A 17,866-nucleotide genomic window follows, 5' to 3' on the forward strand; every position below is an offset into this window, starting at 1 on the left:
TTGGAGAATCGTATTCTACGTGTGAAGTATTAATTGTAATACCACGTGCTTTTTCTTCTGGTGCAGAGTCAATTGCAGCGTAGTCTTTTGCTTCGCCACCGAATTTCTTCGCACAAACAGTTGCAATTGCAGCTGTTAAAGTTGTTTTACCATGGTCAACGTGACCAATTGTGCCCACGTTAACGTGTGGCTTATTACGTTCAAACTTAGCCTTAGCCATGCTCATTATCCTCTTTTACGTCGACACCATTCTGAATAAAACTCAGCCCGACATATCGCCTAAAAAAATTAGACACTTAATACTTAAAAAGCAGACTAATTAGCCTGCTTTTGAAAAATCTTGTGCAACAACGTTGCTATACTGTATCTGGAGCTCTTATCGAGATTTGAACTCGAGACCTCTCCCTTACCAAGGGAGTGCTCTACCACTGAGCTATAAGAGCAACATGCTTCGATGGAGCGGGAGACGAGAATCGAACTCGCGACATGCAGCTTGGAAGGCTGCCGCTCTACCAACTGAGCTACTCCCGCACGTGTTGGTAATTAAACCAGCTTACTCGAAGTTAATGGTGGTGAGAGAAGGATTCGAACCTTCGAAACTTACGTGGCAGAGTTACAGTCTGCTCCCTTTGACCGCTCGGGAATCTCACCATTTACACTTACTTTTCAGTGCTGTCCTTTACTACACTTCTTAAACACTTTATTATGGTGCCGGCACACGGATTCGAACTGTGGACCTACTGATTACAAGTCAGTTGCTCTACCAACTGAGCTATGCCGGCGCTATCTAGTGTTTCGTACGTTTCGTATCGGAACGGTGTGCAGTTTAGCAAAACTCAGAAACGTTGCAAGTGTTTTTTAAAAAAAAATCGTAAAAAACTCACAAAACCAATCCGTTTGATGATAATTCAACCGCTTTGATCACTGCGCGAGCTTTTATTTGTGTTTCATTCCATTCTGACTCAGGATTTGAGTCTGCAACAAGTCCTGCTCCTGCTTGAACAAACACCTTATTTCGACGAATAACACAGGTGCGAATGGCAATCGACATATCCATTTCACCATGCCAGCCTAAATAACCAACAGCACCGCCAAAAATTCCACGTTTTACTGGCTCAACCTCGTCAATAATTTCCATTGCACGTATTTTAGGAGCACCCGATAATGTTCCAGCAGGAAATGTTGCTTTAAAAACATCCAAAGCATCAACATCGTCTCTAACTTCACCCTGTACATTGGAAACAATATGCATGACGTGTGAATAACGTTCGATCACCATTTGATCAGTTACTTGAACTTTACCAATTTTTGATACTCGACCGACATCATTTCGACCCAAATCAATCAACATTAAATGTTCTGCAATTTCTTTTTCATCAGACAACAAGTCTTTTTCTAGTGCCAAATCTTCCTCTTTGGTTTTTCCACGAGGTCGCGTTCCTGCCAAAGGACGAACTGTTGCAATGCCATTTTCTAAACGCGAAAGAATTTCTGGTGATGATCCTACAATATGGAATGGTTCATTATTCTCTAATGTTTGTCCTTGTACTAAAAATAGATAAGGTGATGGATTTAGATGGCGTAGTGCACGATAAACTTGCAGCGGCTCTCCATCAAAATCTGAAACCATCCGATGCCCAGGAACTACCTGCATGACATCCCCTGCACGAATATATTCTTTCACGGTCTCAATGGATGCTAAGAACTTTTCTTTCCCAGTTAAGGAGACAAATTGCGGCGGAGTATGTTTTTTCTCTTTTAAGCTTACAGGTGTCGCTAGAAGCTGTTCCAACTCATTGAGTTGTGCCTGAGCATTTTCATAAGCATCTGGCTGATTCACATCTGCATGCACAATGATAAATAAGGTATCTTTTAAATTATCAAACACAATTACGGTTTTAGACAACATCAACCAAATATCAGGCAATCCAACAGGATCAGCCTCAGGAACGTTTTTCAACTTAGGTTCAATATAACGTACTGCATCATAGCCCAAATACCCAACCAATCCGCCTGTAAAACTTGGCAATGCAGGTAAGTCTTCTTTTGTAGGTACTTTAAACTGCGACTGAAAAGCACGAATATATTCAAATGGATCTGAACATATCTGTTTTTCAATTGTGCCGTCTGCCTGCTGAATCGTTAAAATTCCTGCATTACATGAGAATACCGTAGACTCGCCTAAACCAATGATCGAAAAGCGTGCCCAATTCTCCCCGCCTTCTACCGATTCAAATAAATATGCTTGTTTATGCTCTTTTAAACGTGCAAATACGGAAAGCGGTGTTTCTGTATCTGCTAAACGTTGGCGATATACTGGAATTAAGTTATAGCCTGCTTCTTTCAACGCCATAAATTGAGTTTGTGTTGTCATGGTTGTATTCTCTAAATATTTTCAATTTGGATGTTCTGAATTTCATTGTTTAAATTGAGCATCGCCATCGAAAAACCACACACATTCTCATTACTTTATCCTTTTAATTACACATTAGATTAACAATTCAGTTAAATCATCAACGACCAACTGCGGCTGACAGTCTAAAATATTTTCACCATGATTATAGCCATAGCTAACAACAATACAATCAACACCCGCTCGACGTGCAGCCTCAACATCATTACTAGAATCGCCAATCATTAGTACTTGTTCTTTTTGAACTTGATAATGTTCTACACAATACAACAGTTGCCGTGGATGTGGCTTACGCTCAGCAAACCGATCTCCACCAATCACATCATCAAAATATGAACTCAATCCCAATACGTCTAGAATTTCTCTGGCAGGCTCTTCTGGTTTATTGGTGACACAAACCAATATTTTCCCTTGTTGCTTCGCCCACTGTAAAAAATCAACAATACCAGGGAAAGGCTGGGTCTCAACACAAGGTTCTGCATTATATATTCTTAAAAATGTCTCTAATAATTGCTGATGCTCTGCTGGATCAACATTTCCTGCGGTCAAATAATCTAAAACGCTCTGACAAAAAATGGCTGTTCCTTTTCCAACCCAGTTACGTACCTGAGCTTCTGTGACCAATGGAAAATTGAGTACATTTAAACTCATATTCATCGAACGAAATAAATCCGTTGCCGAGTCTACAAGAGTGCCATCCAAATCGAATAAAATAACTTGACGCTGATCTAATTGAGCAATTGACATGTATATTCCACCACATAAACAAAAGGCATGCTTTTGCATGCCTCTGTTGCAAGTTAATGTTGACTTATTTAAATAAAAGCCACGCAATAATAGCCACAATAATCAGAACAACAATCGTAATCAAGCCAATAGACGCATTTTTTTGAGTCTCTTTTTCATGCTCGACCCGTGTAATTGGTTGCTCTACTGGGATAGACTTTGGTTCAACGACTGTCGCGGTCACATCAACACCCTCTGGAATAGGTGCTGGTTTAGGAATTGCAATTCCTTGAGGCATTCCCTCTTTCGTTAGCTGAACACTAGAATCGCGCTCAGTTAATTCAGGCATCCCTTGTTCATTCATTTTTTCAGCAACAGTTTGTGGCTTCACTTCTTCAACCACAATATCTTCAATGACTGGCTCGGCAGATTCAGCATTTGGCTTTACATCGTCAACATGAAGATTAACGATTGATTGCACTTCTACATTGGATGCCAATGATGCCGTTTCTACATCTTTTTCTAAAGATAATACTAAAAATTTTAAACTCGCAAATTGGACAATATCGCCATCTTGCAACAACGTTTCATTATTTATTCGAAGATCATTTACAAAAGTACCATTCGATGACGCTAAATCTTGAACCCATAATGCATCTTCTTTAATTAAAAATGCCGCATGTTTTCGTGAGATTTCAGCAGATTGTAGAATTAGATCTGCAGCTTGATGACGACCAATCAATGTATCGCGCTCAACAAGGATCTCTTGACCTATTAACTCACCCGTAATGCCCTGTATTTTCCAAGTCATCAAGAAACTCTCTCATATGAATTTTAAAATATCATAACATGACAGATAAAATTTTAGACTCACATATCATGAGATTTAAGCCCTAGAGTCATATCCAACTTTATTTAGGTAAAGTTCCTCCATTATGCTGTATGGGTGCCGCGGGCATCACACCGCCAGAAGGTACTTTTTGAAATGTCGTTGGTGGCTTAGGTGCAGATTGTGTAACTGGAATTCTTTGTTGATAAATATCATTCACATTTTCAGGAAGTTTGGCAAATGAGCCATCTTTATCCATTGCAAGTTGTAAACTATACAGTTGATTATATCTTTGCTGTGAAAGCTCCTGAACACTCTGATCATTACCCACAATGGTTGGATGAATGAAAACCAATAAGTTCCGCTTTTCATTTTGTTTAGCATCCGAGCGAAATAATCGTCCTAACCCAGGAATTGCGCCTAACCCAGGTACAGATTGCTTAGAATATGCTGAATTATCTGAGATCAACCCGCCCAAAACAATGGTTTGTCCATGTTCTGCCAAGATAGAGGTTTTAATTGCTCTCTTACTTGTCACTAAATCTTGAGCTTGCCCTTTATTCTGCTCAACTGCCGAGACTTCTTGCTCTACCTCTAAGCGAACGGTTCCGCCTTCACCAATATGCGGAACCACTTTTAATGTCACCCCTACATCTTTACGCTGTATGGATGTATATGGGTTTGCCGTACCGCCTTGTGTCGAGACAGAACCCGTTACAAAAGGTACATTTTGTCCGACAACAATATATGCTTCTTCATTATCCATCGTCACAATAGACGGTGTGGATAATAAATTAGAATTGGTATTTCTCTTTAAGGCCTGAATTAAAGCACCATATGCTTTTCTTGATCCATCACTACCTGTCTCAACTTTACCGAGCGCAAACCCTCCTCCAGTTATACTAGCTGCAGCATTTGCTAGTCCTTTTTTATCATCTGAAAGAAAACTACCAACTAAATTCGCTAAACTTGTACCAACATTATCAAAACTAAGTACCCCAATACCATGGCTTAAGTCACCAAGTGCCCATTGCACGCCCAGTTGATCCGCATCATTTCCTGCAACCTCAATAATTGCAGCTTCGATCAGTACTTGTTGTCGTCTTACATCCAATTGCTGAATTGCAGTTTCAATTTCGCGCATTAACTGAGGTTCAGCCTTAACTACAAGAGCATTCTGAGAGTTATCGGCAATAATACTCACGCCATTCGCGCTAAAACTACTAATATTTTGCTGGTCTTTATTATTATTGCTAGAGTTTAAATTAATGCCTGGTGTTGAAATTCCGTTTGAACTTTGATCATTACTCCCCGATAAGATAGAACTAATCGGATTTTGATTTGATGTATTATTTGATGCATCACTCGTATTAGAATTTACTGCTTTTCCAGAAACTAAGCCTTGCAAAATATCCGATAAATTTTTTGCACTCGCATATTTCAAACGAAATACTTTTAAACCATTTAAACGATCTGCAGGGGGTACATCTAACATTTCAACCATTCGACGAATACGTTTACGCGTGGCAAGATCACCTTTTAAAATAATTCGATTGGTTCGGTTATCTGCAATAATTCGTACTCTAGAACCTGCTAAATCCTTTGAAGACCCTGTCGCACTCATTGTCTCAAGGAGTTTAATAATCTCTTCAGCTTGACTCGACTGAAGACCGACCGCTTCGATATCATTTTGACCCGTACCATCTAAGTTACGAATAATACTTTCTAATTGATAAATATTGCTGGCACGATCAGAAATAATAATCGCATTTGTTCCAGAAACCGCTGATAAATGCGCATATTGAGGCATTAAAGGTCTTAAAGCAGGAATTAAATCATTGGCATTGGTATTATCTAACCATAAAACTCGAGTTACAATTTGATCACCACGTGCATGCTGTTTTGAGTCATAAGGAATCCCTGAGCCCTTGACGTTACTATCAGGCATAATTTTAATTGTATTGCCCGATGGTACAGCAACCACACCATTTACATTTAATACACCTAAAAATAAATCATATACTTCTGCTTTATTTAAAGGTTTATTTGAGATCACCGTTACATTTCCACGCACTCTTGGATCGACCGCAAAATTCTTTCCAGTAATATCTGCTACTTCATTAATAAAGGCTGTTAAATCTGCATCTCTTAAATTAATTTTCCAAGTTTGCGCATAGGCTACTGAACTTACAGCTGCAACCAAAGGTGCTAATGCAAATGCGGCTAAATGCATACGATTTGTTATAAAAGCCATAATTTTTTATTGTTCCCAACCTAAACAGTGACAAAATCACCTTATACTTTGTTGTATAGTAATCACCTGATCACCACGTTTGACTTCTAACTTCACTTGACCTGCACGTTTTGCAAGTTCAAGCAATTCTGCTTCCGATTTATCTGCTAAAGTCTGTCCATTTAATGACAACACCTGATCACCTGTTTGCAGTCTTAATTTACTTGTTAAAGCACTTGAGGCATGTTCTGTAATCTCATACCCACCTTGACTCGAAGCACTCACACCAATATTTTGCAAATATTCATCTTTATTTTGCTGTAAACCTTCAATTGCTCGATTAATGTTATGCTCAGTACGATTTTCTGAATCTTCAGATTGAGTTGAACCATTCGAATTTTCAGGAATCATCGGTTGATATAAACCGTTTTCAATTCCTTTAAACTTAACCTCTCTTCGACCTCCACTGCTGTTCAACAAAATCACTTTATCCCAATACACTTCAGCCAATTGATAAGAGGTCGACTCTACCGTATCACCAACGCGATAGTTTTCTGAGACCTCTCCTACTTTAAGCACAGCAGAAGATAATTGATTCGTGCTTCCAACAACGACACCTTGCAAAATAATATCTAAATTTTGATCAGCACCACTATTCATCTCTGAAAACAATGCAAAAGAGGTAATATTCGGGATTGGAATTTGCTGTGAACCCAGGCTCACTGGAGAAACTTGAATTGCTTGAGGAGGAGCAATGACCAGCCAAAATAAGCTTGCTAATTTCCAACAGAAATAGAAAATACTCACAATTAAAAAAATAGGTGCTGCTTTATTCAGCCTATTCCATCGAATTTGTTTAATTTTGGCGATCAAAGTATCCATTATTCTCCTCCCTTCACTAAAGGTTGGCGAATACTGATCACATAGGTATCCATTGCAGCTTTACCTTCATAACTTTGAACATTCATTAACATACGCTGTGTTAATTGTGCATCAAGCATTAAGGCAGTATCTAAAGCAAAATTTGCCATTTTTTGATCGCGTTGATCCCGAACATCTAAAATTAACTTTCCTTTATCTACAATAAAACTCCCTTTTAAGGATGGCACACTCATTCGTTCTTGGCGCTGTGAATATGTATAAAGTAATTCTCCACCGCCCCATTGGAACGTACCTTCACCTTTTTCAAAACCTGTAGATTTGTTGTATTTAAAGTTTAAATCTTTAACCTGAATATCCGTACTTGGCCAATCCCATGCTTGAAAACTTCTTAATGTTTCAGGTGCAATACGACCATTGAGAGAGTTAATCGAAAAATTACCAAAGCTATAACCTAGAACACCCTTAAGCTGTGTTTCTCCACTACGTACTTCAGTATTAGCAGAGATTTTAAAAAATAGCAGATCTAATGGACGATAACTCCAAGTGATCGTTCCTCTCAGTTGATTCTTTTGCCAATCCGCTTGTCCGTTCCAGATATTACCGTCAATATTTTGTAAGTCTTGATTATCTTTATAAAATTTTGATACCAACCATGCTGCGGGAATCTGTAATACCACAAAAACTAAGAACGTAATAACAGCAAAAACCCACCACGATATATTTTTTGCTTGTTTTATCATCTTCAGTTACAACCAGTCATCTTTAATTTTTATTCCATTGTTTGCAAATTTTATAACATCCATTATGCATCTTTTTTACCCTATAGAAAGACTTGGCAACAAAAAACCAAGTTAAATAACTTGGTTTTAAGATTAAAGGATATTTAGATGACAATCTAATGAATTTCAGATCAGAAAATCATCTAATTGTGCACCTTTTTCTAATTCTGCAACTAACCAACGTGGCTGTTTTCCACGTCCTGTCCACGTATCGTTTTCATTTACTTTACTACGATATCTAGGTTCAACAGCTTTACGCGTACTTTTCTTACGCTTAGATAAACCAAACTCAAGAATTTGATCAACACTTAAACCAACATTTTCAGCCACTGCAATAATTTGGTTATACGCATCTTCAATTGCTTGATCTTTTTTAGAAGCAATTAATGCTTCTGCTTCAATTTGCAAACGCTTCAATTCTTCAACAGATAAATTACTAATATCTGGCATTACAACAACTCCAAAATAAATTACTTATATATATATTAATATAATATACCAGCTCGAATTTTAATTATATTTATTTTAATACAAATATGTGTCAAAAAATAATTTCAGTTCAAGAACAACTTATATTATAAAATATTATTATATTTTTTCTCCAATATAATTAACTTATTTCTAAAATCTTCAGGGATTTTGACCTTGGTTCCATTATTTTGATTTACACAAACAATTACTGCTTCTGATTCAGCAACAATTTTCTGCTGTTTTTCACTCCATAAAGTATACCCCATATTAAATGCACTATTCCTTATTTCTAAAATCTTAACTTTAATTTTAAGCATATCCGGATATACCACTGGACTAAAATATTTACATTGACTTGAAGCAACAACAATATGAATAGGATGATCCCATATATTCATTTGATCTAAATATGCAATACGTGCACTTTCTACATAGCGATAATAGACAACATTATTAACATGCCCAAATGCATCCATATCTCCCCAAGCAACCGACTGCTCAAAGAAATAAGAATCTTCAATAAAATCAACCATATTAACCCCTAAATCTTAATCTCTAAAAAGTTCGCATTATTTTCAAATATAGTGTTCAACAATTGGATTAAGTCATCCTGTCCCTTTAATTTAGATTTCACTCTTAAATAATTCATTAATACATTATCTGGATATAACGTTAATAATTGTGCTGCTTCTGCTTCTCGATTAGTCTCAACATATACACGCCATCTTACAAAATTAAATATTGGCATATATGGATACTTCTCTTCCCAGTCATTCAGTTTATTTTCGATATATATATAATCTGGTGCTTGTCTTAATAGTTGTAATTGGAACCACAAATAAAATACATCTTGATTAAATTTTTCATTTAACAATTCTATAGCCAAATATTCATATTCCCTACTCATTTCAGGCAATCGAGAAAGTACTTTCAACCATAATACTCGTGTCTCATAGCTTTTATTTTTTAACTCATTTTGTGAAACTAAATATCGTTGTTTTAATGCTTCTATATCTTCTAAAGTTGCTTGCTCAAACTGAGATAACATTTTCTTTAACCATTTTTGCAATTTCGGTTCAAATAAATCTCTAAATATAGTCACGTGTAAATATAACCACGGATATTGGGCGGCAAACTCTCCCCATAAATTGGTTAATCTTGTTTCGTAGGTTGATTTAACATCATTTAACCAAGGTGATAATTCATGTTGACTAATAAATTCTAAATGCGTTAATGCTTTTTCAGGCTCATTTTGTGCTAAATAAATTTGAATTCTTTGTATTTCAGCCAATTCAAATGCCATCACATTTGTATGATCTAAGGCGTCTAAAGCTTCTAATAAATTACCTTGTATCGTATAGATTTGTGAATCGATCACCCCTTTTAACAAACCCGATTGAGTAAATGCTTGTTGAATGAATTCTTGTTGGTCATCCGCAGCATCTAATAACCAAATGACGGCAAGTTGTTCGTAGGGATGTAAATTATGGAAGTTTAGTATCGTTTCTGCTTTTCGTTTTTCTCGACTAAAATAACGCTTTAACGCAATCCCCCCTAATTGAAACAGTAAACTCAATATTGCTAAAAAGATAAATAATACCCAAATATTTGTTTGAATCTGTGTTGAGCGCCATTGAATATAAACATACCCTACCCCTTGCCCATAACTCAGTAGGCTTAATACAGCAATAAGCACTAATATAATTAAAGCATACGCCCATAATATCATTTTCATTATTTACCCCATTAATGTACGAGTAATTAATTTAGGTGTAGAATTTTTTGTTCTTTTTTTTAGGCTTTCCAATTGTTGAATAATTTGCTTGGCTTTTTGATCGGGTAATGATTTTAAAAGAGATTGTATCTCGCTAATTTCTGTTTGATACTGTGCAAATTCACCACTAATAAATACTTGCCTTGCCATGAGTAACCGTAATTGGGCTTCTTTAATCATAAATGCCCGTTGTGCTAATTGAGTTGCGGGTGTATCAACAGAATCAATGCTGATCCATTTTTGCCAAAAATATTGATCTTGCACTTTTGCAGGTGTTAAATGAGTATTTAATGCCTCTTGTTTTAATTCTAAATCAAGTTGTTGTAAAATTTTTTGAGTAACTTTTTCTTGCTCATCTTGATTTGAAATATATTTTTTAAGCCCTTCTATATCCTTTTCAATGGCTTGACCTAAACTTTGCTTCAACTCTGGTGAAATTGGATAAACACTCAAAGCTTGATTCAGCTCAATTAACTTTTCTAAGGCGTAATAGTATTGATTTTGTTTTAATGAAAATTCAATTAGCGTCAGTTGTTGTTTAATTAAATCATTGGGTAATTGATTAAGACTGGTTTGTTCAGTTGAGCTAACGCTCTCTTCTTTCTTCTCTTGCTTTACTCGCTTCAAAGCCACCAGCTGATCATTTAAATTAGACGTCACTTTTTCTAACTGATGCGATGATTGTAATAAATTACTTTGTAGAGCTGATATTTTAAATACATCATAACTTAACTTAATTAACCAAGCTAAGCATATCCCAAGTAATAAAATATAAAGCTTCTTCATAGTTTTCCTTGCATATAAGTAACGCGCTGAAGTATTAACTCCGTTTTAAGGTTTGGAAGTATCATTACCTTAAAATGTAAAGCATGTTGTATCTTATAATTATCTAAAATATTAAATAATCGATCACCTAAAACCCAAAAATAACCGATATTTAATAACATGGGATTAGCTTGAATAAGTGACAGCCAATTCAACCAACTCGCTTCACTACTAATCAGCATAATATAGCGAGATTCTTGTGTTAACTTTAAAGTAATTTTCTGAAATTCATCGATAGATTGTAAGGGAAGTTGTCGGTCATACAAAATAAAGTTTAAAATTTGCATCCCTTGTTGATGAAGATGATTCATCATAAATTGTCGCCCTCCCTCACCCCGCCAAAAAGCAATCTTCTTGCCTTTTTCTAAGGTGCTCAAAATAGGAAGCTGTAACATTCCCTCTGAAGTTTCGACCTTTGGAATCTCACTTTTTATCTGGTATTTTTGAAGTGCTTCCGCAGTTTTTTCTCCAACCGCAATCCACTGAATATGAGCTAACTGATCAATTTCAATATGACATTCACGTAAATATTTCATTCCAACATCCACTGCTGTTGGGCTCACAACAACTAAAACAGCAATATCTACAACCAATTGTTGATAAAGTTGTTTAAGCAGAGGAGTCAATGGACGCGCTTTTAGCTCAAGCAATGGTAAATTGATGGCTTGAATATTTAAATCTGAGAGCGCCAAAGTTAATGCCTCAGCTCGCTCTAAAGGTCGTGTGTTGAAAAACAGCATCTTAATATAGGGCTTTTAAAAGCGCTCCTGCTCCTTGTGCAAGCAGTACTTGAGCTAAATTTTCTCCAAGCTGTACAGCCTCTTCTGGTTTTGCACAAGATTGAGCCTTAAGAAGCACTTGACCATCTAAGCTTCCTACACGCCCTTCCATCTGGATTTGACCATCTTCCAAAGTTGCATAACCTGCAATCGGCACTTGACACCCACCTTCTAGATATGCATTAAAAGCACGTTCGGCACGCACACAAAGATCTGTTTCATAATGCAATAATGGCAGAATAAGATTTAAAACATCTTGATCATTTTCACGACACTCTAAACCTAACGCCCCTTGCCCAACTGCAGGTAAACTCACATCAGCTTGCAATGTATGACGAATACGTTGTTCTAAACCTAATCGTTTTAAACCTGCGCTTGCTAAAATGATTGCATCATATTGCCCTTCATCTAATTTAGACAATCGAGTTCCTACATTTCCGCGTAAATCAGCAATTTTTAAATCTGGGCGTGCTTGCAAAATTTGACATTTACGTCGCAAGCTTGATGTTCCTATAGTTGCACCGATGGGTAAATCTTTAAAATGAGCATATGTATTTGATACAAATGCATCTAATGGATCTTCTCGCTCACAAATAACAGCTAAAGTTAGTCCTTCAGGCAATGCCATTGGGACATCTTTCATAGAATGAACTGCTAAATCTGCTCGCCCATCTAACAAAGCCGCTTCCAACTCTTTTACAAATAAACCTTTTCCACCAATTTTAGCCAATGGCGTATCTAAAAGTTTGTCGCCCTGAGTAACAAATGTAACCAATTCAACGTTTAAATTTTCGTACATCCCTTCTAGGCGTGCACGAATATGTTCAGCCTGCCATAAAGCTAGCGGGCTTTGTCGAGTTGCAATTTTCAGGGTTTTCATCATGCGATTAAAATTCTAAATTGAATCATTAACTGTAAACTTAACTTGAAATATGAAAAATGCAAGTTTATTAACATAAAATAGCGTTTAATCCGTTTATTTATAATTTTTGAATCCGCTCTCGAAGTGCTGGTAAATGTCGACGACTAATCGTTAAGCGTTCCTCTAACTCCCGACACCGCACCTCATATTGCCCAGAACCTACAAGTTCTAGCCCATCTAAGAAAGGAATCGCAACCAAGGCATTTCGATGAATTCTGATAAACCGATCAGCAAACTCTCGCTCTAAGTCTTTTAAGGTTTCATCAATGAGCACCGTGCCATTTCTATGCCGAACAGCAACATATTTTTGATCTGCTAAAAAATAATAAATATTTTCAACAGCAATTAATTCAACACCACGATGAGTTTTTGCAGCGATTTTATTACGCTTAGGATTTAATTCTTCCATATGCTCTTTTTGTTTTAGATGATTCATTTGTGCTTGGGTCTGTATCGTTAAATGTGCCAGAACCTGTTGTAATTCTTCTTGGGCAATAGGTTTTAGCAAATAACCATCAGCATATGTTTTAAATGCATCTAAAGCATGTTCATCATATGCCGTACAAAATACAATGGCTGGTGTAGGGGTGAGTTGTCGTAAAAACTGAGCACAAGTCAGACCATTCATTTCAGGCATCGAGATATCCAACAATACAACATCAGGTAAATAGTTTTTCGCCATCTCAATAGCTTGTTGCCCATGTGTTGCAATTGCAACCACACAATGTCCAAGTTGGATGATCAGTCGCGATAAGCGCTCTGTCGCAAGTGGCTCATCATCACATATTAAAATATTCATTTTATTTCCTTAATGATTTGAGCTTTTTCTAAATTTTAAATATAAATAAATACTTAGATACATTCATATTGAATAATAGTGGTATAAATTTCTGTGTTTTGGTAAACCTGAAAAATAACTGATTGTCCATAATATGCTTCCAATCTTTGCTTTACATTTTTTATTGCTATTCCATGATGTTGTCTTATCTGTGGTTTTTCCGAAACACATGGATTTGTTATCACGATATTAACTTTCTTCTGTAAAACCTCAATCAATACAGTAACCGTACTTTGGGTTATTTTTTTTTCTACACCATGGAAAATACTATTTTCAAGCAAAGGTTGTAAAGTTAATAATGGTATTTGTACTTGCGAGAATTGATCAAATTGTTCAAGTTTCCACTCAATATTTAATCGATCTCCAAGGCGAATTTTCTCTATTTCCAAATATTTTTGACATAATTCAACCTCATCCAACAAACTGACTAATTTTAATTCTTGTAAACTTGCACGAAATAACCGAGATAAATTTATTAATAAACATTCTGCCTTTTCAGGGTCAGTTGCAATCAAACTCACCACATTATTTAAACTATTAAACAAAAAATGTGGATGTATCCGTGCTTGCAATGCATTGACCTTCGCTTGAAGCTCACTATGCTGTTGACGAATCCATTGTTCTCGAACATATAAATATCTAAAACAAAATGCACCCAACAAAATGCCATAACTTAAATGAAGTACCACATTTTCAAATAAGTCAGCTTGACTTAAGTTTTCTATATTTAAGTTTCGACCGAGATACAAAAAGAAATTAAGACCACTCGTTGTCACAAATACGATGACTTGTAGTAGAACAAAACTCAAGATTAACGATTGAGACAAACTTAATTTTGAAATGAAATGTTGCAATCGTTCCTGTATTGCAATGAGTGTAAACAACACCCAATTAATGAAGAATAAATATTGTAAAAAATGATAAAAATTAAATCCTTGCCATTGTTGAGTCTCCGCTAAAACAAGCACCAAAGCCAATACGACACTTCCACTAAATAGTTCAATTGCATATTGCCAGTTTTCTTTTTTTGAGAAAAAAGATACATCATATTTTTTTAAAGACATATTTATCAAAGTTCCTTCCACTTGTTCTTCGGCAAGTGCGGTTGAATTTGTTATACTTGTATGCAATTTACTGCTTTTTATTTTATTGAGCCGATATGACCACATCTTCTAATTCCTCAAATCCGTCACAAGCCCAAACTTCTGGCATGTGGGGCGGTCGTTTCTCTGAAGCTACTGATGCATTTGTTGCTGAATTTACAGCATCTGTTCAATTTGACCAACGTTTTTATAAACAAGATATTGCAGGTTCTATTGCACATGCAACCATGCTTGCAAAAGTTGGTGTTTTAACAACACAAGAACGTGATGACATTATCAATGGTTTAAACACAATCAAAGCAGAAATTGAAGCAGGAAATTTTGACTGGCGCATTGACCTTGAAGATGTGCATATGAATATTGAGTCTCGTTTGACTCAACGTATCGGTATTGCAGGTAAAAAATTACACACTGGTCGTAGCCGTAATGACCAAGTTGCAACAGATATTCGTTTATATGTTCGCGATGAAATTGATGCAATTTTGGCACTACTGCAAAAACTACAAAAAGGTATCTTAAGTTTAGCTGCAAAAAACACCAACACTATTATGCCTGGTTTTACCCATTTACAAACTGCACAACCTGTAACGTTTGGTCATCATTTGATGGCATGGTTTGAAATGCTTGTTCGTGACTCTGAGCGTCTTATTGACTGTCGTAAACGTACCAATCGTATGCCACTCGGTTCTGCGGCATTGGCTGGAACAACCTATCCAATTGATCGTGCTTATACAGCCGAGTTGCTTGGCTTCGAAGCCGTTGCTGAAAATTCATTAGATGCAGTTTCTGATCGTGACTTTGGCATTGAGTTTAATGCAGCTGCATCTTTAATCATGATGCATTTATCGCGTATGTCTGAAGAAATGATTTTATGGACATCAGCTCAATTTAAATTTGTGAATATTCCAGATCGTTTCTGTACTGGATCTTCAATCATGCCACAAAAGAAAAATCCAGATGTTCCTGAGTTAATTCGAGGTAAAACAGGTCGCGTTTATGGTGATTTGATGAGTCTGTTAACACTCATGAAAGGTCAACCATTGGCATATAACAAAGACAATCAAGAAGATAAAGAACCTCTTTTTGATGCTATTGATACTGTTCGTGGCTCACTGATGGCATTTGCGGACATGATTCCTGCGCTTGTTCCAAATATTGAAATCATGCGTGAAGCTGCTCTTCGTGGCTTCTCCACAGCGACAGATCTAGCTGATTATTTAGTAAAAAATGGGGTTGCTTTCCGTGATGCACATGAAATTGTCGGAAAAGCTGTTGCGCTTGGCGTGCAAGAAAGTAAAGATTTGTCTGAGCTTACACTTGAACAACTTCAACAATTTTCAGATTTAATTCAAGCCGATGTCTTTGAAAAAGCATTAACCTTAGAAGCATCAGTGAATGCACGTAATCATATTGGTGGTACAGCACCTGCACAAGTTGAAGCAGCAATTGAACGTGCACATACTCGCTTAGAACATCTTTATGCATAACGTCTTAACATTAAATAGGGAGTATTGAGATGCCTCGTCAAGTATTTTGCCGTAAATATCAACAAGAAATGGAAGGCTTAGACTTTGCACCATTCCCAGGTGTAAAAGGTCAAGAGTTCTTTGATTCTGTATCAAAAAATGCCTGGCAAGAATGGTTAAAACACCAAACGACGCTAATTAATGAAAAACGCTTAAATGTATTTGAACCTGATGCAAAAAAATTTCTTGAAGAGCAACGTGAAAAGTTCTTTAACAATGATGATAGTCTAGAAAAAGCTGAAGGTTTAAAACCTGAATAATTTACTCACATGAGTATTTCTAATTGTTCATAAAACTTAAAAAATCTCTTCAACAATGAAGAGATTTTTTTTCATTCTATTTTGATTATCATAACTACAATGAAAAAAATTAATAAATTGCCTGACAACAATATGAGTTACTTTTTCTTTTTGACATCGGTCATCTTACTTAATCATACTCATAACACTTTAATTTTTTTATTTATTTGTATTTATACGTTTAAAGCTAAAAAGTTAAAATGTAACCACAATATACACTTTTAAATAAAATGATACATTCGACTACAATAAGCCACATGTTTTTTTAATTAAACCTGTTTATTATAATGACTTAGGAGATGTTAAGCACAATTAATATCACCATTTTCAATCTCAGATTTCCCCCAAAGTCTGAGATTTTTTTATGCAAAAATAAAAAAGAAATACTTTGAATTAAGCTCATTTTCTCCTTTTTTATTTATGCACCTTTTCTTCGATTTCTTTAACACTAGTATGTCTAACATCCAAACCTTTCACCATATAAATCACTTGTTCTGAAATATTACGCGCATGATCACCTATACGCTCTAGAGCTCGAAGTACCCACATGACATTAATGACACGTGATATATGACGTGGATCTTCCATCATATACGTCATCAGTGTTCTTGTTGCAGATTGATATTCACGATCTATGTCCGCATCTGCCAATAAAACCTGTAATGCTTGCTCTACATCTAAACGCGCGAATGCATCCAAAGCATCGTGAATCATTACTCTCACTTGATTACCAATATGACGAGTTTCCATATAGCCACGTGGTGATCCACCTTCTTCACATAGACTTTGAGCAATGCGTGCAATTTTTGCAGCTTCATCACCAATTCGTTCTAAATCTGTATTGGCCTTTGACATTGCAATCACCATACGTAAATCAATCGCAGCAGGATGACGACGGGCTAAAATTAGCGTGAGTGCCTCATCAATTTCTGTTTCAAGTCGGTTTACAACACCATCTTGAATTTGCACATCAATCGCAAGTTCTACATTTGTATCCAGCAAAGCATGTATTGCATTGGCAACCTGCTGCTCTACAAAACCACCCATCGTCATAAATTTTGTATTCACATCTTGTAATTCTTCATTGAATTGCGATGAAATATGATGGTTTAAAATGGGATTATTTAAGCTCAAAGGACATCTCCACGACAGCAGATTTATAAAATTATAATAAAACAATTAAACCGAAAAAAGATGACTCTTTTATGACAAAAAATATTCATCTTTTTCTCGCCTTAGAACGAAATGAGAAAGCATAAATTAGCACTGCTTTTTCCCACACTTCGTGCTAGTATCCGAGCATCGCTTGACGGAGCGCGGGTAATCACTCGCTGAGATCATTTTAATTGTGAGATCACACAATTTAAAAATGAGTACCGTTGAACCTGATCAGGTTAAAACCTGCGTAGGAATCAAGCCATCTAAAAACACAGCTATATCTCTATCTTGATTATACAAGATATTTCT

At 36.2% G+C, this 17,866-nt stretch carries 18 protein-coding genes, 4 tRNA genes and 1 riboswitch; of the genes, 2 read left to right on the forward strand and 20 right to left on the reverse strand.

All coding sequences use genetic code 11. The annotated features are described in order from the left end of the window. The 19 genes from B9T31_RS15390 to B9T31_RS15480 form a co-directional block, all read right to left on the reverse strand. Positions 1–220: GTP-binding protein (locus B9T31_RS15390; RefSeq protein WP_228146067.1), on the reverse strand; the 220-nt coding region annotated here is incomplete at its 3' end. A gap of 148 nt (positions 221–368) precedes the next feature. After that, positions 369–443 (reverse strand) — tRNA-Thr (locus B9T31_RS15395). Positions 444–455: 12 nt separating this feature from the next. After that, positions 456–531: transfer RNA gene (locus B9T31_RS15400), tRNA-Gly, on the reverse strand. Between the two features lie 36 nt (positions 532–567). After that, a tRNA-Tyr gene (locus tag B9T31_RS15405) sits at positions 568–651 on the reverse strand. Positions 652–706: 55 nt separating this feature from the next. Then, positions 707–782: transfer RNA gene (locus B9T31_RS15410), tRNA-Thr, on the reverse strand. A gap of 98 nt (positions 783–880) precedes the next feature. Beyond that, complete coding sequence (trpE, locus tag B9T31_RS15415; RefSeq protein WP_086182822.1) at positions 881–2,374, reverse strand: anthranilate synthase component I; 1,494 nt, start codon at positions 2,372–2,374, stop codon at positions 881–883. A 114-nt stretch (positions 2,375–2,488) separates the two neighbouring features. Continuing rightward, the gene (locus B9T31_RS15420) at positions 2,489–3,160 is read right to left on the reverse strand and encodes a phosphoglycolate phosphatase (RefSeq protein ID WP_086182823.1); all 672 of its coding nucleotides are present in this window, start codon (positions 3,158–3,160) and stop codon (positions 2,489–2,491) included. 64 nt (positions 3,161–3,224) lie between these two features. Continuing rightward, the gene (locus B9T31_RS15425) at positions 3,225–3,950 is read right to left on the reverse strand and encodes an FHA domain-containing protein (protein ID WP_086182824.1); all 726 of its coding nucleotides are present in this window, start codon (positions 3,948–3,950) and stop codon (positions 3,225–3,227) included. A gap of 100 nt (positions 3,951–4,050) precedes the next feature. Beyond that, entirely contained in the window at positions 4,051–6,222 is a 2,172-nt protein-coding gene (gspD, locus tag B9T31_RS15430; protein WP_086182825.1) for a type II secretion system secretin GspD, read from the reverse strand. 36 nt (positions 6,223–6,258) lie between these two features. Then, on the reverse strand, positions 6,259–7,083 hold the full coding sequence (locus B9T31_RS15435; protein WP_086182826.1) for a type II secretion system protein N: 825 nt from the start codon (positions 7,081–7,083) through the stop codon (positions 6,259–6,261). Next, positions 7,083–7,823 (reverse strand): type II secretion system protein N, encoded by a 741-nt coding sequence (gspN, locus tag B9T31_RS15440; protein ID WP_086182827.1) that lies wholly within the window; start codon positions 7,821–7,823, stop codon positions 7,083–7,085. Before gspN ends, B9T31_RS15435 begins: the two co-directional genes overlap by 1 nt. Positions 7,824–7,988: 165 nt before the next feature. Then, positions 7,989–8,312, reverse strand: coding sequence for an H-NS family nucleoid-associated regulatory protein (locus B9T31_RS15445; protein WP_086182828.1), 324 nt, complete (start codon positions 8,310–8,312; stop codon positions 7,989–7,991). A 125-nt stretch (positions 8,313–8,437) separates the two neighbouring features. Further along, a complete protein-coding gene (locus B9T31_RS15450) occupies positions 8,438–8,866 on the reverse strand; it encodes an acyl-CoA thioesterase (RefSeq protein WP_086182829.1) in 429 nt (142 codons plus the stop codon). An 8-nt stretch (positions 8,867–8,874) separates the two neighbouring features. Further along, entirely contained in the window at positions 8,875–10,068 is a 1,194-nt protein-coding gene (locus B9T31_RS15455) for a hypothetical protein (protein WP_086182830.1), read from the reverse strand. Positions 10,069–10,071: 3 nt separating this feature from the next. Next, entirely contained in the window at positions 10,072–10,893 is an 822-nt protein-coding gene (locus B9T31_RS15460) for a hypothetical protein (protein ID WP_086182831.1), read from the reverse strand. Next, positions 10,890–11,672, reverse strand: a complete 783-nt coding sequence (locus B9T31_RS15465; RefSeq protein ID WP_086182832.1) for a uroporphyrinogen-III synthase — start codon at positions 11,670–11,672, stop codon at positions 10,890–10,892. The genes B9T31_RS15460 and B9T31_RS15465 overlap by 4 nt, the downstream gene beginning before the upstream one ends. Position 11,673: 1 nt before the next feature. After that, complete coding sequence (gene hemC / locus B9T31_RS15470; RefSeq protein WP_086182885.1) at positions 11,674–12,591, reverse strand: hydroxymethylbilane synthase; 918 nt, start codon at positions 12,589–12,591, stop codon at positions 11,674–11,676. A gap of 100 nt (positions 12,592–12,691) precedes the next feature. Continuing rightward, the gene (locus B9T31_RS15475) at positions 12,692–13,432 is read right to left on the reverse strand and encodes a LytR/AlgR family response regulator transcription factor (RefSeq protein WP_086182833.1); all 741 of its coding nucleotides are present in this window, start codon (positions 13,430–13,432) and stop codon (positions 12,692–12,694) included. A 53-nt stretch (positions 13,433–13,485) separates the two neighbouring features. Further along, on the reverse strand, positions 13,486–14,640 hold the full coding sequence (locus tag B9T31_RS15480) for a sensor histidine kinase (RefSeq protein WP_086182834.1): 1,155 nt from the start codon (positions 14,638–14,640) through the stop codon (positions 13,486–13,488). Between B9T31_RS15480 and argH the strand changes: the two genes are divergently transcribed. Next, a complete protein-coding gene (argH, locus tag B9T31_RS15485; RefSeq protein ID WP_171264780.1) occupies positions 14,631–16,061 on the forward strand; it encodes an argininosuccinate lyase in 1,431 nt (476 codons plus the stop codon). The two genes, B9T31_RS15480 and argH, sit on opposite strands and share 10 nt — an antisense overlap. Positions 16,062–16,090: 29 nt before the next feature. Further along, positions 16,091–16,360, forward strand: a complete 270-nt coding sequence (locus B9T31_RS15490) for an oxidative damage protection protein (RefSeq protein WP_086182835.1) — start codon at positions 16,091–16,093, stop codon at positions 16,358–16,360. Between the two features lie 453 nt (positions 16,361–16,813). Here the strand turns inward: B9T31_RS15490 and phoU are convergent, their stop codons facing one another. Next, positions 16,814–17,533 carry a phosphate signaling complex protein PhoU gene (gene phoU / locus B9T31_RS15495; protein WP_086182836.1) on the reverse strand — a complete coding sequence of 240 codons (720 nt, stop codon included), beginning with the start codon at positions 17,531–17,533 and terminating at the stop codon, positions 16,814–16,816. A gap of 166 nt (positions 17,534–17,699) precedes the next feature. Next, positions 17,700–17,828: riboswitch (TPP riboswitch) on the forward strand. Positions 17,829–17,866 lie beyond the last annotated feature (38 nt).

Source organism: Acinetobacter sp. ANC 4558 (assembly GCF_002135375.1).
Lineage (GTDB): Bacteria > Pseudomonadota > Gammaproteobacteria > Pseudomonadales > Moraxellaceae > Acinetobacter.

What these genes read in the sequence shown, in the direction of transcription:
- trpE (WP_086182822.1), bottom strand. Translation starts at nt 2,374, where the DNA reads ATGACAACACAAACTCAATTTATGGCGTTGAAAGAAGCAGGCTATAAC.
- B9T31_RS15420 (WP_086182823.1), bottom strand. Translation starts at nt 3,160, where the DNA reads ATGTCAATTGCTCAATTAGATCAGCGTCAAGTTATTTTATTCGATTTG.
- B9T31_RS15425 (WP_086182824.1), bottom strand. Translation starts at nt 3,950, where the DNA reads ATGACTTGGAAAATACAGGGCATTACGGGTGAGTTAATAGGTCAAGAG.
- gspD (WP_086182825.1), bottom strand. Translation starts at nt 6,222, where the DNA reads ATGGCTTTTATAACAAATCGTATGCATTTAGCCGCATTTGCATTAGCA.
- B9T31_RS15435 (WP_086182826.1), bottom strand. Translation starts at nt 7,083, where the DNA reads ATGGATACTTTGATCGCCAAAATTAAACAAATTCGATGGAATAGGCTG.
- gspN (WP_086182827.1), bottom strand. Translation starts at nt 7,823, where the DNA reads ATGATAAAACAAGCAAAAAATATATCGTGGTGGGTTTTTGCTGTTATT.
- B9T31_RS15445 (WP_086182828.1), bottom strand. Translation starts at nt 8,312, where the DNA reads ATGCCAGATATTAGTAATTTATCTGTTGAAGAATTGAAGCGTTTGCAA.
- B9T31_RS15450 (WP_086182829.1), bottom strand. Translation starts at nt 8,866, where the DNA reads ATGGTTGATTTTATTGAAGATTCTTATTTCTTTGAGCAGTCGGTTGCT.
- B9T31_RS15455 (WP_086182830.1), bottom strand. Translation starts at nt 10,068, where the DNA reads ATGAAAATGATATTATGGGCGTATGCTTTAATTATATTAGTGCTTATT.
- B9T31_RS15460 (WP_086182831.1), bottom strand. Translation starts at nt 10,893, where the DNA reads ATGAAGAAGCTTTATATTTTATTACTTGGGATATGCTTAGCTTGGTTA.
- B9T31_RS15465 (WP_086182832.1), bottom strand. Translation starts at nt 11,672, where the DNA reads ATGCTGTTTTTCAACACACGACCTTTAGAGCGAGCTGAGGCATTAACT.
- hemC (WP_086182885.1), bottom strand. Translation starts at nt 12,591, where the DNA reads ATGAAAACCCTGAAAATTGCAACTCGACAAAGCCCGCTAGCTTTATGG.
- B9T31_RS15475 (WP_086182833.1), bottom strand. Translation starts at nt 13,432, where the DNA reads ATGAATATTTTAATATGTGATGATGAGCCACTTGCGACAGAGCGCTTA.
- argH (WP_171264780.1), top strand. Translation starts at nt 14,631, where the DNA reads ATGACCACATCTTCTAATTCCTCAAATCCGTCACAAGCCCAAACTTCT.
- B9T31_RS15480 (WP_086182834.1), bottom strand. Translation starts at nt 14,640, where the DNA reads ATGTGGTCATATCGGCTCAATAAAATAAAAAGCAGTAAATTGCATACA.
- B9T31_RS15490 (WP_086182835.1), top strand. Translation starts at nt 16,091, where the DNA reads ATGCCTCGTCAAGTATTTTGCCGTAAATATCAACAAGAAATGGAAGGC.